A 20,351-nucleotide genomic window follows, 5' to 3' on the forward strand; every position below is an offset into this window, starting at 1 on the left:
TCCAGACTCGAACGAGGACTCAGCAGGGACGACGACCTCGCCCACGCCTACCGCGACTGGCTCCAAGCCGCTTGACAGCAATAGGAGCATCAACGCCCTCACGCGACGGTCCCCGCTCAGCCCGCGCTCAGGGCCGCCCGGACCACGTCCGGCTTGTTGGTGATAACGCCGTCGACGCCGTAGCGCGCGACCTTCCGGGCGGTGGCGGCGTCGTCCACCGTCCAGGCGCACACCCCGAGCGGCCTGCCGTGCGGCCCGTCGAAGGTGCGCAGGGCAGCCACGTAGCTCCCGGAGATCGACCCGTACGAGGGATTGATCAGATCGGTGAAGCGTGCGTACCGGTGCAGCTGAGCGAGGGACGGCCTGCCGAGGTAGGCGGTGGTGAGCGCCGGCTTCAGCTCGTGCACGGCGCGCACGCTGTCCGCGCTGAAGCTCTGCACGACGAGCCGGCCGAGGTGCGCCCGGTCCAGCCAGCCCTCATCGCCGAGGAGCTTCAGGGTCTGCCGTTCGATCCCCGGGTACAGCTCCGGATTCTTGATCTCCAGGAGCAGCTTCTCGTGATTGTGCTCCACCCGGCGCATGTACTGCTTCAGGGTCGGCACGCGCGTGCGCGCGTACGCGGCGGAGAACCAGCTGCCCGCGTCCAGCCGGGCGATCTCCGCGGCGGTGAAGTCCTTCACCTTCCAGGGCGCCCGGCCGGGGAAGACGGCCTCGACGTTCGTGGTGCGCCGCAGACTGTCGTCGTGGATCACCACCAGTTGGCCGTCCTTGGTGCGCTGGACGTCGTTCTCGACCCAGGAGAAGCCCAGCCCGGCCGCCTTGTCGATGGATGCCAGGGTGTTCTCGGGGGCGTAGGCCGAGGCGCCGCGGTGGGCGATCACCACGGGACCGCCGGCCTCGCCCGCCCGGGCGTCGGACGTGGGGGCCAGGAGGGCTGCCGCCCCCAGGATCGCGGTGGCCGTGGCGGCGACTGCGCGCGCGTGCATGAGCGGACTCCTCCCGTCGAGCGGATACCGACAGCACCAGAGTGACAGCAGAGAGTCAACGGCACGCGGGCGCGGGACGGCCACACCGTGAACGCGAGCGGCCAACTCCGCTCACCGGTGCCGCACATCTGGGGCAAGGGCGTGTTTCTTTGCCGGAAAATCGTTCGACCATTCCGGTGCGGGTCATACTCTCTGCGTCACCCCGATCGCCCGCGCGGTCCGGGGGCGGGGGCGCAGTTCGGATATTCCGGGACGCAACAGGACGGAAGGGCTGCCGCACATGCAGGGCTCGGTCGACGAATTCAGCTACGGGGTCGTCACCCCGCTGGTGGCCTATGTCATGGCCTGCCTCGGCGGCGCCCTCGGCCTGCGCTGCACCACCCGCGCCCTGCTGGTCACGCACTCGCGGCGCCCCGCCTGGCTCGCCCTCGGCTCGGCCGCGATCGGCTCCGGCATCTGGACCATGCACTTCGTCGCGATGATGGGCTTCCGCATCGAGGGGGCACCCATCCACTACGACCGGCCCATCACCTACGCGAGCCTCGGCCTGGCCATCGTGATGGTCGGCGTAGGGCTGTTCATCGTCGGCTACCGGGGGGCCACCGGCACCGCCCTGTTCACCGGCGGCACGATCACCGGCCTGGGCGTCGCCTCGATGCACTACCTCGGCATGGCGAGCATGCGCTTCGACGGCCGGTTCGCCTACAGCACGGCCACCGTGGCCGCCTCAGTCGTCATCGCCGTCGTGGCCGCCACGGCCGCCCTGTGGGCGGCCGGACGCGTCCGGGGCCTGCTGTGGAGCGTCGGCGCGAGCCTGGTGATGGGGCTCGCCGTCACCGGCATGCACTACACCGGCATGGCCGCCCTGAACGTGCACCTGCACAGCGCCTCCACTGCCGCCGCGGGCGGCCCGCCGGCCTCGGTGCTGGTACCGATGCTGATCGGCCCGCTCGCCTTCCTGCTGCTCGCCGGTGCCGTCATGATGTTCGACCCGCTGATGGTCATGGGCCGGCCGGCCCATGCCCCGGTCGAGGGCAAACCGGGCGTCCCGGCCGCCGCCGTCGCCTCGCGCCTGCCCCGTCACTCACAGCTCCACCCCGGCCGGCGTCCGGACCCTCACCAGCGGCACCACACCTCCCGGACCCCGCAGAACCGCTGACCGGGACCCGTTGTCAGCGGGGGGTCGTACGGTTGATGGCATGCGGCCCGTTTCCCACATCGAACGCACGGTGGCGCCCATCGAGGTCGTCAGCCCCTACCAGCCCAGCGGTGACCAGCCGGCGGCCATCGCCGACCTGGCCAAGCGCATCGAGGCCGGTGAGAAGGACGTCGTCCTGCTCGGCGCGACCGGCACCGGCAAGTCAGCCACCACCGCGTGGATGATCGAGAAGCTCCAGCGTCCCACCCTGGTGATGGCGCCGAACAAGACACTGGCCGCGCAGCTGGCCAACGAGTTCCGCGAGCTCCTGCCCAACAACGCCGTCGAGTACTTCGTCTCGTACTACGACTACTACCAGCCCGAGGCCTACGTCCCGCAGTCGGACACCTACATCGAGAAGGACTCCTCGATCAACGAGGAGGTGGAGCGGCTGCGCCACTCGGCGACGAACTCGCTGCTCACCCGCCGCGACGTCGTCGTGGTCGCCTCGGTGTCCTGCATCTACGGCCTCGGCACCCCGCAGGAGTACGTGGACCGGATGGTCCCCCTCAGGGTGGGCGACGAGATCGACCGCGACGATCTGCTGCGCCGTTTCGTCGACATCCAGTACACCCGCAACGACATGGCCTTCGCCAGGGGCACCTTCCGGGTCCGCGGCGACACCATCGAGATCTTCCCGGTCTACGAGGAGCTGGCCGTCCGCATCGAGATGTTCGGCGACGAGATCGAGGCGCTGTCCACGCTCCACCCGCTCACCGGCGAGATCATCAGCGAGGACCAGCAGCTGTACGTCTTCCCCGCCTCCCACTACGTCGCCGGACCCGAGCGCATGGAGCGGGCCGTCAACGACATCGAGAAGGAGCTCGGGGAGCGCCTGGCCGAGCTGGAGAAGCAGGGCAAGCTCCTGGAGGCGCAGCGCCTGCGTATGCGTACGACGTACGACATCGAGATGCTCCGCCAGATCGGCACCTGCTCCGGCGTGGAGAACTACTCGATGCACTTCGACGGCCGCCTGCCCGGCTCGCCGCCCAACACCCTGCTGGACTACTTCCCGGACGACTTCCTGCTCGTCATCGACGAGTCGCACGTGACGGTCCCCCAGATCGGCGCGATGTACGAGGGCGACGCGTCCCGCAAGCGCACCCTGGTCGACCACGGCTTCCGGCTGCCCTCCGCCCTGGACAACCGGCCCCTTAAGTGGGAGGAGTTCCAGCAGCGCATCGGGCAGACCGTCTATCTGTCGGCGACCCCGGGCGCCTACGAGCTGTCCCGCGGGGACGGGGTCGTGGAGCAGATCATCCGCCCGACGGGTCTGGTCGACCCGGAGGTCGTGGTCAAGCCCACCGAGGGGCAGATCGACGACCTGGTGCACGAGATCCGCAAGCGCACCGAGAAGGACGAGCGCGTCCTGGTCACCACGCTCACCAAGAAGATGGCCGAGGATCTCACCGACTACTTCCTGGAGCTCGGCATCCAGGTGCGCTACCTGCACAGCGACGTCGACACCCTGCGCCGCGTCGAGCTGCTGCGCGAACTGCGCTCCGGCGAGTTCGACGTCCTGGTCGGCATCAACCTGCTGCGCGAGGGCCTCGACCTGCCCGAGGTGTCCCTCGTGGCCATCCTCGACGCCGACAAGGAGGGCTTCCTGCGCTCCGGTACCTCGCTGATCCAGACCATCGGCCGCGCGGCGCGCAACGTCTCCGGCCAGGTCCACATGTACGCGGACAAGATCACCCCGGCGATGGAGAAGGCCATCGACGAGACCAACCGGCGCCGGGAGAAGCAGGTCGCCTACAACAAGGCCAACGGCATCGATCCGCAGCCGCTGCGCAAGAAGATCAACGACATCGTCGCGCAGATCGCCCGCGAGGAGGTCGACACCGAACAGCTGCTCGGCTCCGGCTACCGCAAGCTGAAGGACGGCAAGGGTGCCAAGGCTCCCGTCCCGGCGCTCGGCGACAAGGCGGCCAAGGGCGCGAAGGCGGGCAAGGCCGCGAAGTCCGCCAAGGGCAAGGCGGCGGCCGCGGTGCCCACGGACCGCCCGGCGGCCGAACTCGCCGAGCAGATCGAGGAGATGACGGAGCGGATGCGCGCAGCGGCTGCCGAGCTCCAGTTCGAGATCGCCGCTCGGCTGCGCGACGAGGTGTCCGAGATGAAGAAGGAGCTGCGGCAGATGCGTGAGGCGGGTATCGCCTAGGAACCCTTCCGCGGCCGCCCGTTGAGGCTCCAGTGGTGCCGGACCTCGGCATATGCGCCAAGTGTTGCAACACCGACACAAAGCGCGGGCCGGGGTTCGGCACTGTCAGTGCCCCTGCGTAGGGTTCTGGCAACCGCGCAGTGCGCGGCAACTGGGGAACACCGAAAGGGGAATCAGCCGTGACCGTCAACTTGTCCAAGGGTCAGGCCATCAGCCTGGAGAAGAAGGACGGGGCCAGCCTGAGCGCGGTCCGTATGGGTCTCGGCTGGCAGGCGGCTCCCCGCCGCGGCCTCTTCGGCTCGCGTACGCGGGAGATCGACCTCGACGCCTCCGCGGTGCTGTTCGCGGACAGGCAGCCCGTCGACGTCGTCTTCTTCCGGCACCTGGTGAGCGACGACGGTTCCGTGCGGCACACCGGTGACAACCTCGTCGGCGGCGCGGGCCAAGGCGGCGACGACGAGGCGATCCTCGTCGACCTGCAGCGCGTCCCGGTGCACGTCGACCAGATCGTCTTCACCGTGAACTCCTTCACGGGCCAGACCTTCCAGGAGGTGCAGAACGCGTTCTGCCGCCTCGTCGACGAGACCACCGGGCAGGAACTCGCGCGCTACACGCTGGCGGGCGGCGGCGAGTACACCGCGCAGATCATGGCGAAGGTGCACCGGTCCGGTTCGGGCTGGTCGATGACCGCCCTGGGGGAGCCGGCCAAGGGCCGTACCTTCCAGGACCTCATGCCGGCGATCCAGCCGCACCTGTAGGACCGCCGCCGGACGCGGCACGCACGACATTCGACACAGGGGGCGACGGCGATGACGGCCGAGTTGGTGCGGGGACAGAACCACCCGCTGTCCCAGGTCCGGCTGGAGATCCGGATCTCGGCCGGATCGCCGGTTCTGGCGGGTGCCACGCTCGGCGACGAGCACGGCACGGTGCACGGCGCCGAGTGGGTGGCCCACCCCGGCGCCCCCACGCTGCCCGGGATCGAGGTGTCCCCGCAGGCCGCCGCCGACCACCGCCTGGCCGTCGACCTGGCCGCGCTGCCGGAGGCGGTGCACCGCGTCAGTGTGCTGCTCGCCCTGCCGGAGCGGCCGGGAGGCCTGCTCCGGTTCGGCGCGTTGGCCGCGCCCAGGACGGCGGTCACCGGTCTCGACGGCACCGAGATCGCCCGCTTCGACCTGACCGGTCTGGACGCCGAGTCCGCCGTGGTCGCCCTGGAGCTGTACCGGCGGCAGGGCGTCTGGAAGGTGCGCGCGGTGGGCCAGGGCTACGCCGGTGGCCTCGCCGCCCTGCTCGCCGACCAGGGCCTGCCCTCGGCAGCCGCACTCGCCTCGGACGTCCAGGAGGCGGTGGCCCGCAGCCTGGCACGGGCGGTACCGGCACCGCCGCCCCCGGACACCCCCGACGCCTCCGGTTCCCCGGAGTCCAGGCCGGCCCGGGCGAACGGCGGGCGGACGCCGGGCGGCCCGATCGACTACACCCACCCCGGCCGTCGTCCCGGTAGCGCCCCGCCGCCCGCCGGGTCGCAGGATGCGTCGTCCCACCCCGCGCCCGAGGGGCAGCCGCCGCGCCCCGTCGCGGGCGACGCGGTGGGATGGTCGATGGACGAACGGCTGTACAACCAGGTGTGGGGCATGTTCGAGGACCTGGCCCGCACCACGGCCGCTTACCGCAGCGCCGTCGACTTCGCCGACTCCCGCCTGGAGAAGGAACTCGACCAGGTCCTCGCCGACCCCCGCGCCCGGCTCGGCGCGGCGGGCGACGCCGCGCAGGAGGCGGCCCACGCCCGGCACACCCAGCTGGTCGACCAGGCCCGGGCCGCGCTCGACCGCGACGTCGCGCAGCTCGCCGCCGAGTCCGAGGTGGTCGAGCCCGCCCTTCCCCCGGCCTGCGCCCGCTGGGACAACCCGGTCTGGCACGGCTACCGGGTGCCGGCCGAACCGCCCATGGCCCTGCGGCTCGGCGACCTCCACCTTCCGGAGAGCGCCACGCTGTGCATACCGCTGCTCGTCAGGCTCCCGCTGGAACGCGGTCTGTGGGTCGACAGCGGCCCCGCGCCAGGACCCGACGACGTCTTCCTGGACTCCGCGGAGACACGCCGGCTCGCCATGGACGCCGCGGTGGCGCTCGCCGTCCGGCTGCTCGCCGTCCATCCGGTGGGGGAGTTCACCCTCCAGGTCCTGGACGCGGCCGGTACGGGGGCCCAGGCGCTCCTGCCGCTGACCCGGACGGGGGCCGTCACGGTGCCGTCCTTGGCCGGCGCGGCAGGCGTGGCGGACGTCCTGGGACGGCTCACCCGACGGGTGGACCTGGTGCAGATGGCACTGCGCGGCGGGGCGGCCGAGTCGCTGCCGCCCGACTTCGACGCCGCCCAGCAGCTGCTGCTGGTCAACGACTTCCCGCACGGCTTCGACGACCGTGCGGTGACCCAGCTGCGCTACCTCGCCGACGAGGGGCCGGCCGTCGGTGTCCACCTGCTGATGGTCGCGGACCGCGAGGACGCGGCGGCCTACGGCTCGTTGCTCGACCCGCTGTGGCGTTCGCTCATGCGACTCACCCCGGTCCCCGACGACCACCTCGCCGACCCTTGGGTCGGCCACGCCTGGACGTACGAGCCCTCGCTCGTGCCGTCCGGCAGCGGGATCCTCCAGCAGGTGCTCACCGAAGTGGCAACGGCCCGTACCAAGCGTAGGTAAAGCGCTCCTGAGCTGGTGCTTTGGGATTTACTTTACCAATCGCTTTACCTTTCCTTGGTGATTGGGGTACTGTTTTCCGTGCGGAGGGGAGTACTCCCTGACTGCGGCGCACCCGTCAGTACGGACCGTTACGGATCCCGGGGCGCCGGCCCATGCGGGTGGAAGAGACCTCCGGCAATGACAACGCGGATGTGTTTGCCATGACCTATGCCGGAGGTGCAGTGGAAGTCTCCCCGACCCTGTGGGTCCTCACCATCGTGGGCCTCGCCGTCCTCATCGCGGTCGACTTCTTCATCGGGCGCAAGCCCCATGACGTGTCGATCAAGGAGGCGGGCATCTGGACGGTCGTCTGGATCGCCCTCGCCGGGCTCTTCGGCCTCGGCCTGCTCCTCTACGGCGGCGGCGGGCCGGCCGGCGAGTTCTTCGCCGGCTTCATCACCGAGAAATCACTGAGCGTCGACAACCTCTTCGTCTTCGTACTGATCATGGCGAAGTTCGCGGTGCCCTCGCAGTACCAGCAGCGGGTGCTGCTCGTCGGTGTCCTCATAGCCCTGGTGCTGCGCGCGGTGTTCATAGCCGCCGGCGCCGCGATCATCGCCAGCTTCTCCTGGGTGTTCTACCTCTTCGGTGCCTTCCTGATCTGGACCGCCTGGAAGCTCGTCCAGGACGCGCGGGCCGACGAGGAGGAAGAGGAGTACGAGGAGAACAAGCTGCTGCGGGCCGCGGAGCGCAGGTTCGGCGTGGCGGACCGTTACCACGGCACCAAGCTGTGGATCCAGCAGAACGGCAAGCGGGTCATGACCCCGATGCTGGTCGTGATGCTGGCCATCGGCACCACGGACGTGCTGTTCGCGCTGGACTCCATCCCCGCGATCTTCGGCCTGACCCAGGACCCGTACATCGTCTTCACCGCCAACGCCTTCGCCCTGATGGGACTGCGCCAGCTGTACTTCCTCATAGGCGGCCTGCTGAGGAAGCTGGTCCACCTGTCGTACGGCCTGTCGATCATCCTGGGCTTCATCGGCGTCAAGCTGGTGCTGCACGCCCTGCATGAGTCCGGGGTCCACGTCCCCGAGATCAGCATCCCCGTGTCGCTCGGCGTGATCTGCGCGGTCCTGGCCGTCACCACCGCCACCAGCCTGATCGCCTCCCGGAAGCAGGCGGCGGCGGAAGCGGCGGGCCCCGGGGGCGACGAGACGGCCAAGCGCAGCGTGGACGCCTGACAGGCCCGGCGCCCGACAGCGGGCGACGAACCCGCGGGGCCCCGGTCGCACCGTGACCGGGGCCCCGCGCAGGAAGGATGACGAGGGATCCGAAAAGAACGTAATGCGAATCCTGTACCGTTCTGCCACGATCGCAGCATGATCGTTCGGCTCAGACCGCTCACCACTCAGTGGACGTTCCTCGTGCCGGTACTCGCGGTCGTCCTGCTCGTCCTCACCTGGGGCCGCGGCCTCCCCGGCCCGCTCGTCGCGCTGGTCACCCTGGTACTCGCCGGGTCCGTCCTCGCCGCGGTGCACCACGCCGAGGTGATCGCACACCGGGTGGGCGAGCCCTTCGGCTCCCTGGTGCTGGCCATCGCCGTCACGATCATCGAGGTCGCCCTGATCGTCACCCTGATGGTCGACGGCGGCGACAAGAGCGCCACCCTGGCCCGGGACACCGTCTTCGCCGCCGTGATGATCACCTGCAACGGCATCGTCGGACTCAGTCTCCTCGTGGCCTCCCTGCGGCACGGCACCGCGGTCTTCAACCCGGAGGGCACCGGCGCCGCCCTGGCCACCGTGGCGACCCTCGCCACGCTCAGCCTGGTGCTGCCGACCTTCACCACCAGTAAACCCGGGCCCGAGTTCTCCACCGTCCAGCTCACCTTCGCCGCGCTGTCCTCACTGATCCTGTACGGCCTGTTCGTGACCACCCAGACCGTGCGGCACCGGGACTACTTCCTGCCGGTCAGCCGGCAGGGCGATGTGATCACAGGGGACGACCACGCCGGGCCCCCGTCGGCGCGCACGGCATGGCTCAGCCTCGCTCTGCTCGGCCTCGCGCTGATCGGCGTGGTCGGACTGGCCAAGGGTGTGTCGCCGACCATCGAGTCCGGGGTGGAGGCGGCCGGCCTGCACCAGGCGGTCGTCGGTGTGATCATCGCCCTGCTCGTACTGTTGCCCGAGACCATCGCGGCGTTGCGCGCGGCCCGCCGGGACCGGGTGCAGACCAGCCTCAATCTCGCGCTCGGCTCGGCGATGGCCAGCATCGGCCTGACCATCCCGGCCGTCGCCCTGGCCTCCGTCTGGCTGTCCGGACCGCTCGTGCTCGGCCTCAGCGCGACCCACATGCTGCTGCTCGCGCTGACCGTGGTGGTCGCCTCGCTGACAGTGGTGCCGGGGCGGGCCACACCCTTGCAGGGCGGTGTGCACCTGGTGCTGTTCGCGGCCTACCTGGAGCTGGCGATCAATCCCTAGGGCCGTGGGTGCGGCCGGCCCACCCGGTCAGCCCGTGGCCGGTTCCATCGCGGGCGCGGGCGCGGGCCGGGTCTCCGGCAGCAGGGCGAAGCAGACCAGGCTCACCAGGGCGATCCCGGTCAGATAGGCGCCCACTCCCCACGGGACGCGTCCGCCGCGGTCCGCCAGCGCCGTCGCCACGATCGGGGTGAGGGCGCCGCCCAGGACGCCGCCGAGGTTGTAGCCGACCGCGGCGCCCGTGCAGCGCACCCGCGCCTCGTACAGCTCCGGCAGGTAGGCGGCGATGACGGCGAACATGGTGATGAAGGCGATCAGCGCGCCCAGGATGCCGAGGAACATCAGCAGCGGTTCGCCGGTCGCGAGCAGCGCGACCATCGGCAGCATCCACAGCGCGCATCCCGCGCAGCCTGCCAGGCACAGCGGGCGCCGGCCGTAGCGGTCGCCGAGCAGCGCCATGAGGGGCGTCAGGGCTCCCTTCACCACCACCGCCGCCATGACGCAGGTCAGCATGACGGTTCGGCTCACCCCGAGCCGTCCGGTGGCGTACGCCAGTGACCACGTCGTCACCGCGTAGAACACCGCGTACCCGACGGCCAGCGCCCCGGCCGTCAGCAGGACCAGCCGCCCGTGGTGCCGTACGACCTCCACGAGCGGCACTCGCGCGTGGTCGTCGATCTCCAGGAACCGGGGACTCTCGGTGAGGGAGGCGCGCAGCCACAGCCCGGCCAGGGCCAGTACCCCGGCCGCCCAGAACGGCACCCGCCAGCCCCACTGGGCGAACTGGTCGTCGGGCAGGGCGGCCGACAGCGCGAGCATCACCCCGTTGGCCAGCAAGAACCCCACCGCGGGCCCCACTTGGGGAAAGCTCGACCACAGGGCGCGCCGTCCCGCGGGCGCGTGCTCGGCGGTCAGCAGCACCGCCCCGCCCCACTCACCGCCGAGCCCCAGCCCTTGCAGGAAGCGCAGCAGAAGCAGCAGCACGGGGGCGGCCGCTCCGATCGTCCCGTATGCCGGCACGCAGCCGACCGCGACCGTCGAGGCACCGGTCAGCAGCAGGGAGACGACCAGCACCGGCCGCCGTCCGCGCCGGTCGCCGAGGTGCCCGAACAGCACCGAGCCGAGCGGCCGGGCCACGAATCCCACCCCGAACGTCCCGAACGCCGCGAGCGTCCCGGCCATCGGCGAGAACGTCGGGAAGAACAGCGGCCCCAGCACCAGGGCCGCCGCGGTCCCGTAGACGAAGAAGTCGTAGAACTCGATCGCGGTCCCGGCGAGCGAGGCGGCCGCCAGCCGCGGCATGGAAGGTGCCCTCACGGGGCGTACGGGCTGCATGCCGCGTCAACCACCCGTAGCGATCTTGGGTTACGGGGGCGCACGGAGCTGACCGGGGATCGCGGCGTGGGCCGAACCGACCGGCGTACGCCGCCCCTCGGCTGCTCCTCGCCCGCTCCTCGGCCGTCCTTCGTGCCGTGATAGACCGGGTCCGAGCAGCGGTCGTGAACGCACGCACCGCCCGAACGGACCGGAGGAACCGTGCCCCGCACCCTGGCCAACGCCCCGATCATGATCCTCAACGGGCCCAACCTGAATCTCCTCGGCCAGCGTCAGCCCGAGATCTACGGCAAGGACACGCTCGCCGACGTGGAGGCGATGTGCGCCAAGGCCGCGGCCGCGCACGGCGGCACGGTGGACTTCCGGCAGTCGAACCACGAGGGCGAACTGGTCGACTGGATCCACGAGGCGCGGCTGAACCACTGCGGCATCGTCATCAACCCCGGCGCCTACTCCCACACGTCGGTGGCGATCCTGGACGCGCTCAACACCTGTGACGGCCTGCCGGTGCTGGAGGTGCACATCTCCAACATCCACCAGCGCGAGTCGTTCCGGCACCACAGCTACGTCTCGTTGCGCGCAGACGGCGTGATCGCGGGTTGCGGGGTGCAGGGCTATGTGTTCGGCGTGGAGCGGGTCGCCGCGCTGGCGGGTGCGGCTCAGGCCGAGGCGTAGACCACCGGGCGGCCGCGGGCGGCCGCCCGGGCACAGGGCGTGGGCGATGCCGAACGTGCTTCCGCCCGGGCCGCCGGCCGAGGGCGGGGTTGGAGACCGGCGGCCCATACCGCTCAGGAGCCGTCGTCCTGTGCGGGGCTGCTACCAGTTGACCGCGTGTCACGGGGCCCGGGGAGCGCGCACACGGACCCGGCGCGTGTGAAGAGTTCACACGGGGCGCACGCCATGGCGTGCGCGCCGGGCGTGCATCAAGGGCGTGCGCCCGGCGTGCGTGATGCCTTCGCGGCTACCACCCGCGCGCGTGCCACTCCGGCAGGTGCGGCCGTTCCGTGCCCAGCGTGGTGTCGTTGCCGTGTCCGGGGTAGACCCAGGTCTCGTCCGGCAGCACGTCGAAGATCTTCGTCTCGACGTCGTGGATCAGGCTGGCGAACGCCTCGGGATCCTTGTGTGTGTTGCCCACACCGCCTGGGAAGAGACAGTCGCCGGTGAACACATGCGGATGGCCGTGCGGGTCGTCGTAGACCAGAGCGATGGAGCCAGGGGTGTGCCCGACGAGGTGGCGGGCGGTGAGTTCCACGCGCCCGACCCGGATGACGTCGCCGTCGTCGACGAGGACGTCGGTGGCCACCGGGATGCCGGGCGCGTCCTCCCGGCCGGCGTACGTCACCGCGCCCGTGGCGGCCACGACCTCGGCGAGCGCCTGCCAGTGGTCGCCGTGCCGGTGGGTGGTGACGACGGACGCGATGCCGTCGTCACCGATCGAGCCCAGCAGCGCCCCGGCGTCGTTGGCGGCGTCGATCAGCAGCTGCTCGTCGGTGGCCCGGCAGCGCAGCAGGTAGGCGTTGTTGTCCATCGGGCCGACCGCGATCTTGGTGATCATCAGGTCTTTCAGCTCGTGCACGTCCGCGGGTCCGCCGACCCTGACCTCTCCGCTGTACGTCATGGTGATCAGCCTATAGCGGGCCGGCGCCCGGAGAACCGTGTCGCGCTACAGCGGAGGCAGCTTCGGCAGCGGTCCTCCCGCCACCTCCAGCGCGGCCCCCTCGCGGCGTCCGGCGAGCCAGCCCAGCAGGTCAGCCGGCGCGCCGCTCACCGTGACCTCGGCCACGGCCGCCTCACGGCCGGTGCGCCATGCGTGCGTACCGTCGGTGATGCGGGTCGCCGGGACCTCTGGGTGTCCGGCGAAGCGGTCCGCGAGGAAGCCGGTCTCGCGCTCCGTGAACTCCGCCGGAAGGTCCTCCAGCTCGTAGCCGATCCCGAGGTCCACGTGGTGCAGGTCGACCTCGGCCCACCGCCGGAACGGCAGCCGGGCCGCGGAGTCGGTGACGCCGTTGCGCAGCTCCACCGTGCGCGTCCAGTCCGCCGGCACGGCCCCCGCCCGCTGGAAACGGTCGGCGCTCTCGCGCACGTCGGTGAGCTGGGCGGCCGGCGGGCGCGGGGCGTCCCGCTCGATGTCGGCGTCCCGGGCCTCGGCGCTCTCGTACATGGGCCGGCCCTCGAGAACGTTCACGAGGGCGTCCGCGTTGCGGGCGAGGTGGGCGAGGACGTGTCCGCGGGTCCAGCCGGGCAGGCGTGACGGCTCGGCCGTCGAGGCGTTGTCCAGCTTGGCGACAGCGGTGAGGAGCCGCTCGGTCGCGTCCCGCACACATGCCAGGTCATGAGCGTGATCAATCATGGCCCTGACCCTAGCCGCGCCATCCCTTCGGGTGAAGGTGGTGAAGCTCGCCCGTAAATCGAAAGCACGTGCTATATCGTCGAAGGTGGCGCCGGGCATGCAGAAGGGCCCGCGATTGTTATGCATCCCGGAATCCGACCGGCGCTGTCAGTGGCTCCCCCTAGTCTCGAAGAAGCACGGGGGCCCCGGCCCCTGTCACTTCTCTCTAGAAAGGTGCGGACCGGCGTGGCCGACCGTCTCATCGTCCGTGGAGCGCGCGAGCACAACCTCAAGAATGTCTCGCTCGACCTCCCGCGCGACTCGCTCATCGTCTTCACGGGCCTGTCGGGGTCGGGCAAGTCCTCGCTGGCCTTCGACACGATCTTCGCCGAGGGACAGCGGCGTTACGTGGAGTCGCTCTCCTCGTACGCCCGGCAGTTCCTCGGCCAGATGGACAAGCCGGACGTGGACTTCATCGAGGGTCTGTCCCCGGCCGTCTCCATCGACCAGAAATCGACCTCGCGCAACCCGCGCTCGACGGTCGGCACCATCACCGAGGTCTACGACTACCTGCGTCTGCTCTTCGCGCGCATCGGCAAGCCGCACTGTCCCGAGTGCGGCCGCCCCATCTCGCGGCAGTCGCCGCAGGCCATCGTCGACAAGGTCCTGGAGCTGCCGGAGGGCAGCCGCTTCCAGGTGCTGTCGCCGCTGGTGCGCGAGCGCAAGGGCGAGTTCGTCGACCTCTTCTCGGACCTGCAGACCAAGGGCTACTCTCGCGCGCGCGTCGACGGCCAGACCGTCCAGCTCTCCGAACCGCCCACGCTGAAGAAGCAGGAGAAGCACACCATCGAGGTGGTCGTCGACCGCCTCACGGTCAAGGACTCCGCCAAGCGCCGGCTCACCGACTCCCTCGAGACCGCGCTCGGCCTGTCCGGCGGCATGGTCGTGCTCGACTTCGTCGACCTCCCCGAGGACGACCCCGAGCGCGAGCGCATGTACTCGGAGCACCTTTACTGCCCGTACGACGACCTGTCCTTCGAGGAGCTGGAGCCGCGCTCCTTCTCCTTCAACTCGCCCTTCGGCGCCTGCCCCGAGTGCACCGGCATCGGCACGCGCATGGAGGTCGACCCCGAGCTGATCGTCCCGGACGAGGACAAGTCCCTCGACGAGGGCGCCATCCACCCCTGGTCGCACGGCCACACCAAGGACTACTTCGGCCGTCTGATCGGCGCCCTCGCGGACGCCCTCGGCTTCCGCACCGACATCCCCTTCGCGGGCCTTCCCCAGCGGGCGAGGAAGGCCCTGCTGTACGGCCACAAGACCCAGATCGAGGTCCGTTACCGCAACCGGTACGGCCGCGAGCGCGTGTACACCACCCCCTTCGAGGGAGCGGTGCCCTTCGTCAAGCGCCGGCACAGCGAGGCCGAGAGCGACGCCAGCCGTGAGCGCTTCGAGGGCTACATGCGCGAGGTGCCCTGCCCCTCCTGCGAGGGCACGCGCCTGAAGCCGATCGTCCTGGCCGTGACGGTCATGGAGAAGTCCATCGCCGAGGTCGCCGCGATGTCGATCAGCGACTGCGCGGACTTCCTGGGCGAACTGAAGCTGAACGACCGCGACAAGAAGATCGCCGAGCGGGTCCTGAAGGAGGTCAACGAACGGCTGAAGTTCCTGGTCGACGTCGGCCTCGACTACCTCTCGCTCAACCGCGCGGCCGGCACCCTCTCCGGCGGCGAGGCCCAGCGCATCCGCCTCGCCACCCAGATCGGCTCCGGCCTGGTCGGCGTCCTGTACGTGCTGGACGAGCCGTCCATCGGCCTGCACCAGCGGGACAACCACCGGCTGATCGAGACCCTGGTCCGGCTGCGCGACATGGGCAACACGCTCATCGTCGTCGAGCACGACGAGGACACCATCAAGGTCGCCGACTGGATCGTGGACATCGGCCCCGGCGCCGGCGAGCACGGCGGCAAGGTCGTGCACAGCGGTTCCCTGAAGGAACTGCTCGCCAACACCGAGTCGCAGACCGGCCAGTACCTCTCGGGCCGCAAGTCGATCCCGCTGCCCGACGTACGGCGCCCCCGCGACCCGTCCCGGCAGCTCACCGTGCACGGCGCACGGGAGAACAACCTGCAGGACATCGACGTGTCCTTCCCGCTCGGTGTGTTCACGGCCGTGACCGGCGTGTCCGGCTCCGGCAAGTCGACGCTGGTCAACGACATTCTGTACACGCACCTGGCGCGCGAGCTGAACGGCGCGCGCAACGTACCCGGACGGCACACGCGCGTGGACGGCGACGACATGGTCGACAAGGTCGTGCACGTCGACCAGTCGCCCATCGGCCGTACCCCGCGGTCCAACCCGGCGACCTACACCGGCGTCTTCGACCACATCCGCAAGCTGTTCGCGGAGACCACCGAGGCGAAGGTCCGCGGCTACCTGCCCGGCCGCTTCTCCTTCAACGTCAAGGGCGGCCGCTGCGAGAACTGCGCGGGCGACGGCACGATCAAGATCGAGATGAACTTCCTCCCGGACGTCTACGTCCCGTGCGAGGTCTGCCACGGCGCCCGGTACAACCGGGAGACCCTGGAGGTCCACTACAAGGGCAAGTCCATCGCCGAGGTGCTGAACATGCCGATCGAGGAGGCGACCGACTTCTTCGAGGCCGTCCCGTCCATCTCCCGGCACCTGCGCACGCTCAAGGACGTCGGCCTCGGCTACGTCCGCCTCGGCCAGTCCGCGACCACCCTGTCCGGTGGTGAGGCGCAGCGCGTGAAGCTCGCCAGCGAGCTGCAGAAGCGCTCCACCGGCCGCACGGTCTACGTCCTGGACGAGCCGACCACCGGTCTGCACTTCGAGGACATCAGCAAGCTGCTGAAGGTCCTCTCCGGCCTGGTCGACAAGGGCAACACGGTCATCGTCATCGAGCACAACCTCGATGTGATCAAGACCGCCGACTGGCTCGTCGACATGGGACCGGAGGGCGGCGCCGGCGGCGGTCTCGTGGTCGCCGAGGGCACGCCCGAGGAGGTCGCCGGGGTCCCGGCCAGCCACACCGGCAAGTTCCTGCGCGAGGTCCTCGGCGCCGACCGCGTCAGCGACGCGGCACCGGTGAAGGCACCGCGCGGCACGGCGGCCAGGAAGACGGCCGCCGCCCGGTCCACGGCGAAGAAGACGGTGACGGCCAAGGCCAACAACACGGCCACCGGAAAGGCCACCGCCGCCACGAAGAAGGCGGCAGCGGCGAAGAAGGCCGCACCGGCGAAGAAGACGGCCCGGGCCCGCAAGGCCTGAGGCCACCGACGGCGCTCCTGACGCGCCGTCACGCAGACGGCGCCCCGCGGGAACTCCCCGCGGGGCGCCGCCTGTGTACCGGGGGAGGGGCTACAGCTCGCCCAGTTCGGCCGCGAACGGCGGTTCCGCCCCCGCCCGGGAGCAGGTGACCGCAGCCGCGCGCGCCGCGAACCGCAGCAGCCGCCGCCAGCCGTCCGGTCCCAGCGCAGCGAGCCCCCGGGGCGACAGCGCGTCCTGCGCGGCCAGTCCGTGCAGCAGGGCCGCGTTCACGGTGTCCCCGGCGCCGATGGTGTCCACGACCTCGACCTTCTCGCCCGGCACGGAGTACTCCGCGCCGTCCTGGGTGTGCACGGTGAGGCCCTCGCCGCCCCGGGTGACCACGACGGCCGAAGGCCCCGCGGCCAGCCACTCCCGTGGAGTGCCGCCGAGCCACTCGGCGTCCTCCGCGGACAGCTTCAGCAGCGTCACCGAGGGCAGCCAGCCGCGGAAGCGCGCCCGGTAGGCGTCCGCGTCCGGGATCAGCCCGGTGCGGATATTGGGGTCGAGGGCGGTGAACAGGCCCTGTGCGGCCGCGTCCCGCATCAGCTTCTCGTAGGCGCTCGCCCCGGGCTCCAGGACGAGCGAGCAGGTGCCGAAGGACACCGCGCGCGTCCCCGCGGGAAGAGCGGCGGGGGCGGTGAAGAGGCGGTCGGCGGTGCCGTCCACGTAGAAGGAGTAGGCGGCCGAGCCATCGGCGTCGACCGTGGCGACGGCCAGGGTGGTCGGCTCGGGGCCGCGCTGTACGTCCGACACCTCCACCCCGGCCTGTCGCAGCCCGTCGAGCAGGGCCTCCCCGAAGGCGTCGTGGGAGGCGCGGGAGCAGAAGGCGGTCGGGGAGCCGAGACGGCCGAGGGCCACCGCGGTGTTGTACGGGCCGCCGCCCAGCGCCGGCTTCAGGTCGGCCAGGGCGCCCGGGGCGCGCGGTACCAGGTCGATCAGTGCCTCTCCGGCGACGACGATCACGAGGCGGTTCCCCTCTCCAGAGGCGCGGATGGTTCGGTGGTCCCGCCGGTCCCGGCCGGCGGGCGGCCCGGGGCCCCGTCCCGCCGCTCCGGGCACCCGCAGGAGGTGCGGTGGACGAACGCGCAGGGCAGCCGGACGGTCCTGGTGGGCCGGTCCGGCGCGGCCAGTCGTTCCAGGAGCACGCGGACGGCCCGGGCGCCGAGCTCCCTGCTGGGCTGGGCGATGGCGGTGAGCCGGGGCGAGAAGAGGTCGGCCCAGGCGAAGTCGTCGAAGCAGCACAGGGCGATGCCGTCCGGCACGGCCAGACTCCGCTCGCGCAGGGTGCGCAGGGCGCCGATCGTCATGGCGTTGTTGGCCGTGACGAGGGCGGTGGGCGGAGCGGGCAGCGAGAGCAGCGCGGCCGTCGCCCGCTCGGCGCCGGCCGACTCCGAGTGACCGGACACCACGAGATCCTCGTCATAGGCAAGTCCGGCGGCGGTCAGGGCCTGCCGGTACCCGGCGGTCCGTTCCTGGGTGGTACTGAGGCCGGGCAGACCCGCTACCAGGCCGATCCGGCGGTGGCCCAGCGCCACGAGATGACCGACGAGGTCCGCCATCGGGCCGGTGTTCTCGGCGCACACCTGATCGAAGGGGGCCCGGCCGAGCGTCGGGCCGCCGCCGGCGTGGTCGCGGGCCGGGAGCACCCGGTCGAGGAACACGGCGGGCACGGCGTGCCGTCCGAGATAGGCCACGAGGTCGCTCGGGTGGGCGGACGGGGCGACGATGACGCCGTCCACCCGGCGTTCGTGGAGGAGCTGGACGGCCTGGCGCTCGTGCGCGGGGTCGTCGTGCGGATCGGCGATGAGGAGGCTGTAGCCCGCCTCCCGGGCGGCCGCCTCGACCCCCTGGAGGATCTCCGTGAAGTACGGGTTGCTGATCGCCGAGACCGCGAGACCGATGGAGCGGGTGTGGGACGTCACCAGGGAGCGGGCCAGGGTGTTGGGGGTGTAGCCGAGGGCGTCGACGGCGTCCAGTACGGCCTGCCGGGTGTGGGGCAGCACCGGACGCGTGCCGTTGAGCACGTGGGAGACGGTCGCCACGGAGACTCCGGCGCTGCGGGCCACGTCCGCCATGGTGGGCATCGCGTCATCCCTTCTCTCCGGCTGACTGAAGTGTCCGAGCCCCCAGAGCCGTGAGCCGCTGGAGCCACGGACGGCGGGGGGTGGCCCTTCGGCCGGGAAGGTATCCCATCCCCACCGCCCGCGTAAACGCTTGCGCAAACGTTTACGCGTCGGCGCTCGCCCCGCCGCCGCCCTCGTCCACAGGGTTCGCCGCCCGTCCGCCTCCGTCCCCGACCCGCCCCCCGGCCCCCGGACGAGCCCGGGTATCGTCGGGCTGCACGCCCCCTGAGCAGTGGAGATCCTGATGCCCGCCCGATCGTCAGCGAGCCGCCGTACCGTCCTCCGCGGAGCCGCCGTGGCCCCGGCCGCCGGCCTGGGACTCGCCGCCTGCTCGGCCCCGGGCGACGACTCGGCCGACGCCGCCCCGACCACGCCGGTCGACCTCGGCGCCGAGAGCGAGGTCGCCAAGGGCGGCGCCAAGCTCTACCGGGACCGGAACGTGGTGGTCAGCCGGGACGCGGGCGGCGCGCTCAAGGCCTACAGCACGGTCTGCACGCACGCCGGCTGCGTCATCAACAAGCTTCAGGGCACCACCCTGATCTGCCCCTGCCACGGCAGCGAGTTCGACGCGGTGACCGGCAAGGTGCTGCAGGCCCCGGCCACCGAGCCGCTCGGCGAGCTCCCGATCCGCGCCTCGAAGGGGCGGATCATCGCCGGGCCCGGCGCCTGATCCGGTTCGTTCCCGGCGGGGTCACTCCCACTCCCACGCGATGCCCACCAGCCCCGGCCGGATCCGGGGCTCGACCACATGGACGCCGTGGTGCGGCGCGCTGAGCCGCAGTTCCTGCCGGCCACCGCGCGGGGCGGCGGGGCTGTGCTGGGTGAAGCGGTGGCAGCGGGCGGGCAGCGCCTCCGCCGCGAAGCTCACCTGGAGCGCGTACTGGCCGCCCGGGAAACCGGACCGGTGGACGTACTCGCCCGAGACTCCCGCCGTGCCGTCCTCGACGCCGAAGCGGAAGAGGAACGTGTCGCCGGAGCGCAGCCGGGTGCCGAACAGCAGCTCCGCCACCAGCACACCGGTGTCCTGGTCCCAGCGGACCCGGCCGGTGCGGCAGTTCTCCAGGGCGCGCACCGCCATCGCGTCCGGGCTGCAGCCGGGGTCGCCGTGGTGGACGGCGACGAACCGGTCGACGCCGTCGCGATGGGCCCGCACGATGTGGTGGGACTCCAGGCCGGCCAGCTCGCGCCGGGCGCCGATCCGGACGCGCTCGTGATGGCCCAGGGTGTGCAGCCCCCCGTCCAGGGACCAGCCCAGATCGGCCCGGAGCCGGTTCCCGGCGTCACAGGCGGCCGCCAAGGAGCGGTAGGAGCGGGCCGGGCGGAGGCCGGCCGGCCCCGGCCCGCCGGCCTCGGTGAGCAGCCGGATCAGGGACTCGTCCGGAAGCCGCAGGATCTCCTCCAGGGCCCGCACGGCGCGCAGCGACTCGGGGCGCTGGGGGCGCCGGGCCCCCTGCTGCCAGTAGCTCAGACTCGTGATGCCGACTCTCACCCCGTGGCGGGAGAGATGGTGCTGCACCCGCTGGAGCGGCAGTCCGCGGGCGGCGATCGCGGCGCGCAGCGCCACATGGAACGGGCCGCCCCGCAGGGCCGTGTCCAGTTCGGCGATGGGAACGTCCGCGTGCTGTGTGGCGTGCCGCATAGGCAGAGGCCTTTCTGTGAAGGTGTCACGACGGCTGGTCAGACCGCTGGCGCGGGCGCGGATCCACCCCCGTGGACGCCCGGGCACGCCCGTCTCCGCGC

At 71.4% G+C, this 20,351-nt stretch carries 16 protein-coding genes; 9 read left to right on the forward strand and 7 right to left on the reverse strand.

What is annotated here, in order from left to right:
- Positions 1-116 precede the first annotated feature (116 nt).
- Positions 117-986, reverse strand: coding sequence for a glycerophosphodiester phosphodiesterase family protein (locus AB0924_RS37315; RefSeq protein ID WP_366913861.1), 870 nt, complete (start codon positions 984-986; stop codon positions 117-119).
- A gap of 280 nt (positions 987-1,266) precedes the next feature.
- Between AB0924_RS37315 and AB0924_RS37320 the strand changes: the two genes are divergently transcribed.
- The 6 genes from AB0924_RS37320 (at position 1,267) to AB0924_RS37345 (ending at position 9,497) form a co-directional block, all read left to right on the forward strand.
- Positions 1,267-2,145, forward strand: a complete 879-nt coding sequence (locus AB0924_RS37320; RefSeq protein WP_358939694.1) for an MHYT domain-containing protein — start codon at positions 1,267-1,269, stop codon at positions 2,143-2,145.
- Between the two features lie 40 nt (positions 2,146-2,185).
- On the forward strand, positions 2,186-4,342 hold the full coding sequence (gene uvrB, locus AB0924_RS37325) for an excinuclease ABC subunit UvrB (protein WP_358939692.1): 2,157 nt from the start codon (positions 2,186-2,188) through the stop codon (positions 4,340-4,342).
- A gap of 179 nt (positions 4,343-4,521) precedes the next feature.
- The gene (locus AB0924_RS37330; protein ID WP_358939690.1) at positions 4,522-5,100 is read left to right on the forward strand and encodes a TerD family protein; all 579 of its coding nucleotides are present in this window, start codon (positions 4,522-4,524) and stop codon (positions 5,098-5,100) included.
- Between the two features lie 51 nt (positions 5,101-5,151).
- On the forward strand, positions 5,152-7,035 hold the full coding sequence (locus AB0924_RS37335; RefSeq protein ID WP_366913862.1) for a TerD family protein: 1,884 nt from the start codon (positions 5,152-5,154) through the stop codon (positions 7,033-7,035).
- 221 nt (positions 7,036-7,256) lie between these two features.
- Positions 7,257-8,258 (forward strand): TerC/Alx family metal homeostasis membrane protein, encoded by a 1,002-nt coding sequence (locus tag AB0924_RS37340; protein ID WP_358939703.1) that lies wholly within the window; start codon positions 7,257-7,259, stop codon positions 8,256-8,258.
- Positions 8,259-8,396: 138 nt separating this feature from the next.
- Complete coding sequence (locus tag AB0924_RS37345; protein WP_358939686.1) at positions 8,397-9,497, forward strand: ionic transporter y4hA; 1,101 nt, start codon at positions 8,397-8,399, stop codon at positions 9,495-9,497.
- A gap of 27 nt (positions 9,498-9,524) precedes the next feature.
- On the opposite strand, the gene AB0924_RS37350 is transcribed toward AB0924_RS37345, so the two are convergent.
- On the reverse strand, positions 9,525-10,796 hold the full coding sequence (locus AB0924_RS37350; RefSeq protein ID WP_358939701.1) for an MFS transporter: 1,272 nt from the start codon (positions 10,794-10,796) through the stop codon (positions 9,525-9,527).
- A gap of 234 nt (positions 10,797-11,030) precedes the next feature.
- Between AB0924_RS37350 and aroQ the strand changes: the two genes are divergently transcribed.
- Entirely contained in the window at positions 11,031-11,504 is a 474-nt protein-coding gene (gene aroQ, locus AB0924_RS37355; protein ID WP_358939684.1) for a type II 3-dehydroquinate dehydratase, read from the forward strand.
- Positions 11,505-11,790: 286 nt separating this feature from the next.
- Here aroQ and AB0924_RS37360 read toward each other — a convergent pair whose 3' ends face one another.
- Together AB0924_RS37360 and AB0924_RS37365 are read right to left on the reverse strand one after the other, a co-directional pair.
- Positions 11,791-12,447 carry an MBL fold metallo-hydrolase gene (locus AB0924_RS37360; RefSeq protein WP_358939682.1) on the reverse strand — a complete coding sequence of 219 codons (657 nt, stop codon included), beginning with the start codon at positions 12,445-12,447 and terminating at the stop codon, positions 11,791-11,793.
- A gap of 45 nt (positions 12,448-12,492) precedes the next feature.
- Positions 12,493-13,179, reverse strand: a complete 687-nt coding sequence (locus tag AB0924_RS37365) for a maleylpyruvate isomerase family mycothiol-dependent enzyme (RefSeq protein ID WP_366913863.1) — start codon at positions 13,177-13,179, stop codon at positions 12,493-12,495.
- 225 nt (positions 13,180-13,404) lie between these two features.
- On the opposite strand from AB0924_RS37365, the gene uvrA reads away from it, so the two are divergent.
- On the forward strand, positions 13,405-16,449 hold the full coding sequence (uvrA, locus tag AB0924_RS37370) for an excinuclease ABC subunit UvrA (RefSeq protein WP_366913864.1): 3,045 nt from the start codon (positions 13,405-13,407) through the stop codon (positions 16,447-16,449).
- A 90-nt stretch (positions 16,450-16,539) separates the two neighbouring features.
- Here the strand turns inward: uvrA and AB0924_RS37375 are convergent, their stop codons facing one another.
- Both AB0924_RS37375 and AB0924_RS37380 read right to left on the reverse strand, forming a co-directional pair.
- Complete coding sequence (locus AB0924_RS37375) at positions 16,540-17,451, reverse strand: carbohydrate kinase (protein WP_358939676.1); 912 nt, start codon at positions 17,449-17,451, stop codon at positions 16,540-16,542.
- Positions 17,448-18,572 (reverse strand): LacI family DNA-binding transcriptional regulator, encoded by a 1,125-nt coding sequence (locus tag AB0924_RS37380; protein ID WP_366913865.1) that lies wholly within the window; start codon positions 18,570-18,572, stop codon positions 17,448-17,450. The genes AB0924_RS37375 and AB0924_RS37380 overlap by 4 nt, the downstream gene beginning before the upstream one ends.
- 283 nt (positions 18,573-18,855) lie before the next feature.
- Between AB0924_RS37380 and AB0924_RS37385 the strand changes: the two genes are divergently transcribed.
- Positions 18,856-19,281: a Rieske (2Fe-2S) protein gene (locus AB0924_RS37385; protein ID WP_358939672.1), complete on the forward strand. Its 426-nt coding sequence runs from the start codon at positions 18,856-18,858 to the stop codon at positions 19,279-19,281.
- 21 nt (positions 19,282-19,302) lie between these two features.
- On the opposite strand, the gene AB0924_RS37390 is transcribed toward AB0924_RS37385, so the two are convergent.
- Entirely contained in the window at positions 19,303-20,250 is a 948-nt protein-coding gene (locus AB0924_RS37390; protein ID WP_358939670.1) for a hypothetical protein, read from the reverse strand.
- Positions 20,251-20,351: the final 101 nt, after the last annotated feature.

The sequence above is a fragment of the Streptomyces sp. NPDC047869 genome (genome assembly GCF_040704065.1).
Taxonomy (GTDB): domain Bacteria; phylum Actinomycetota; class Actinomycetes; order Streptomycetales; family Streptomycetaceae; genus Streptomyces.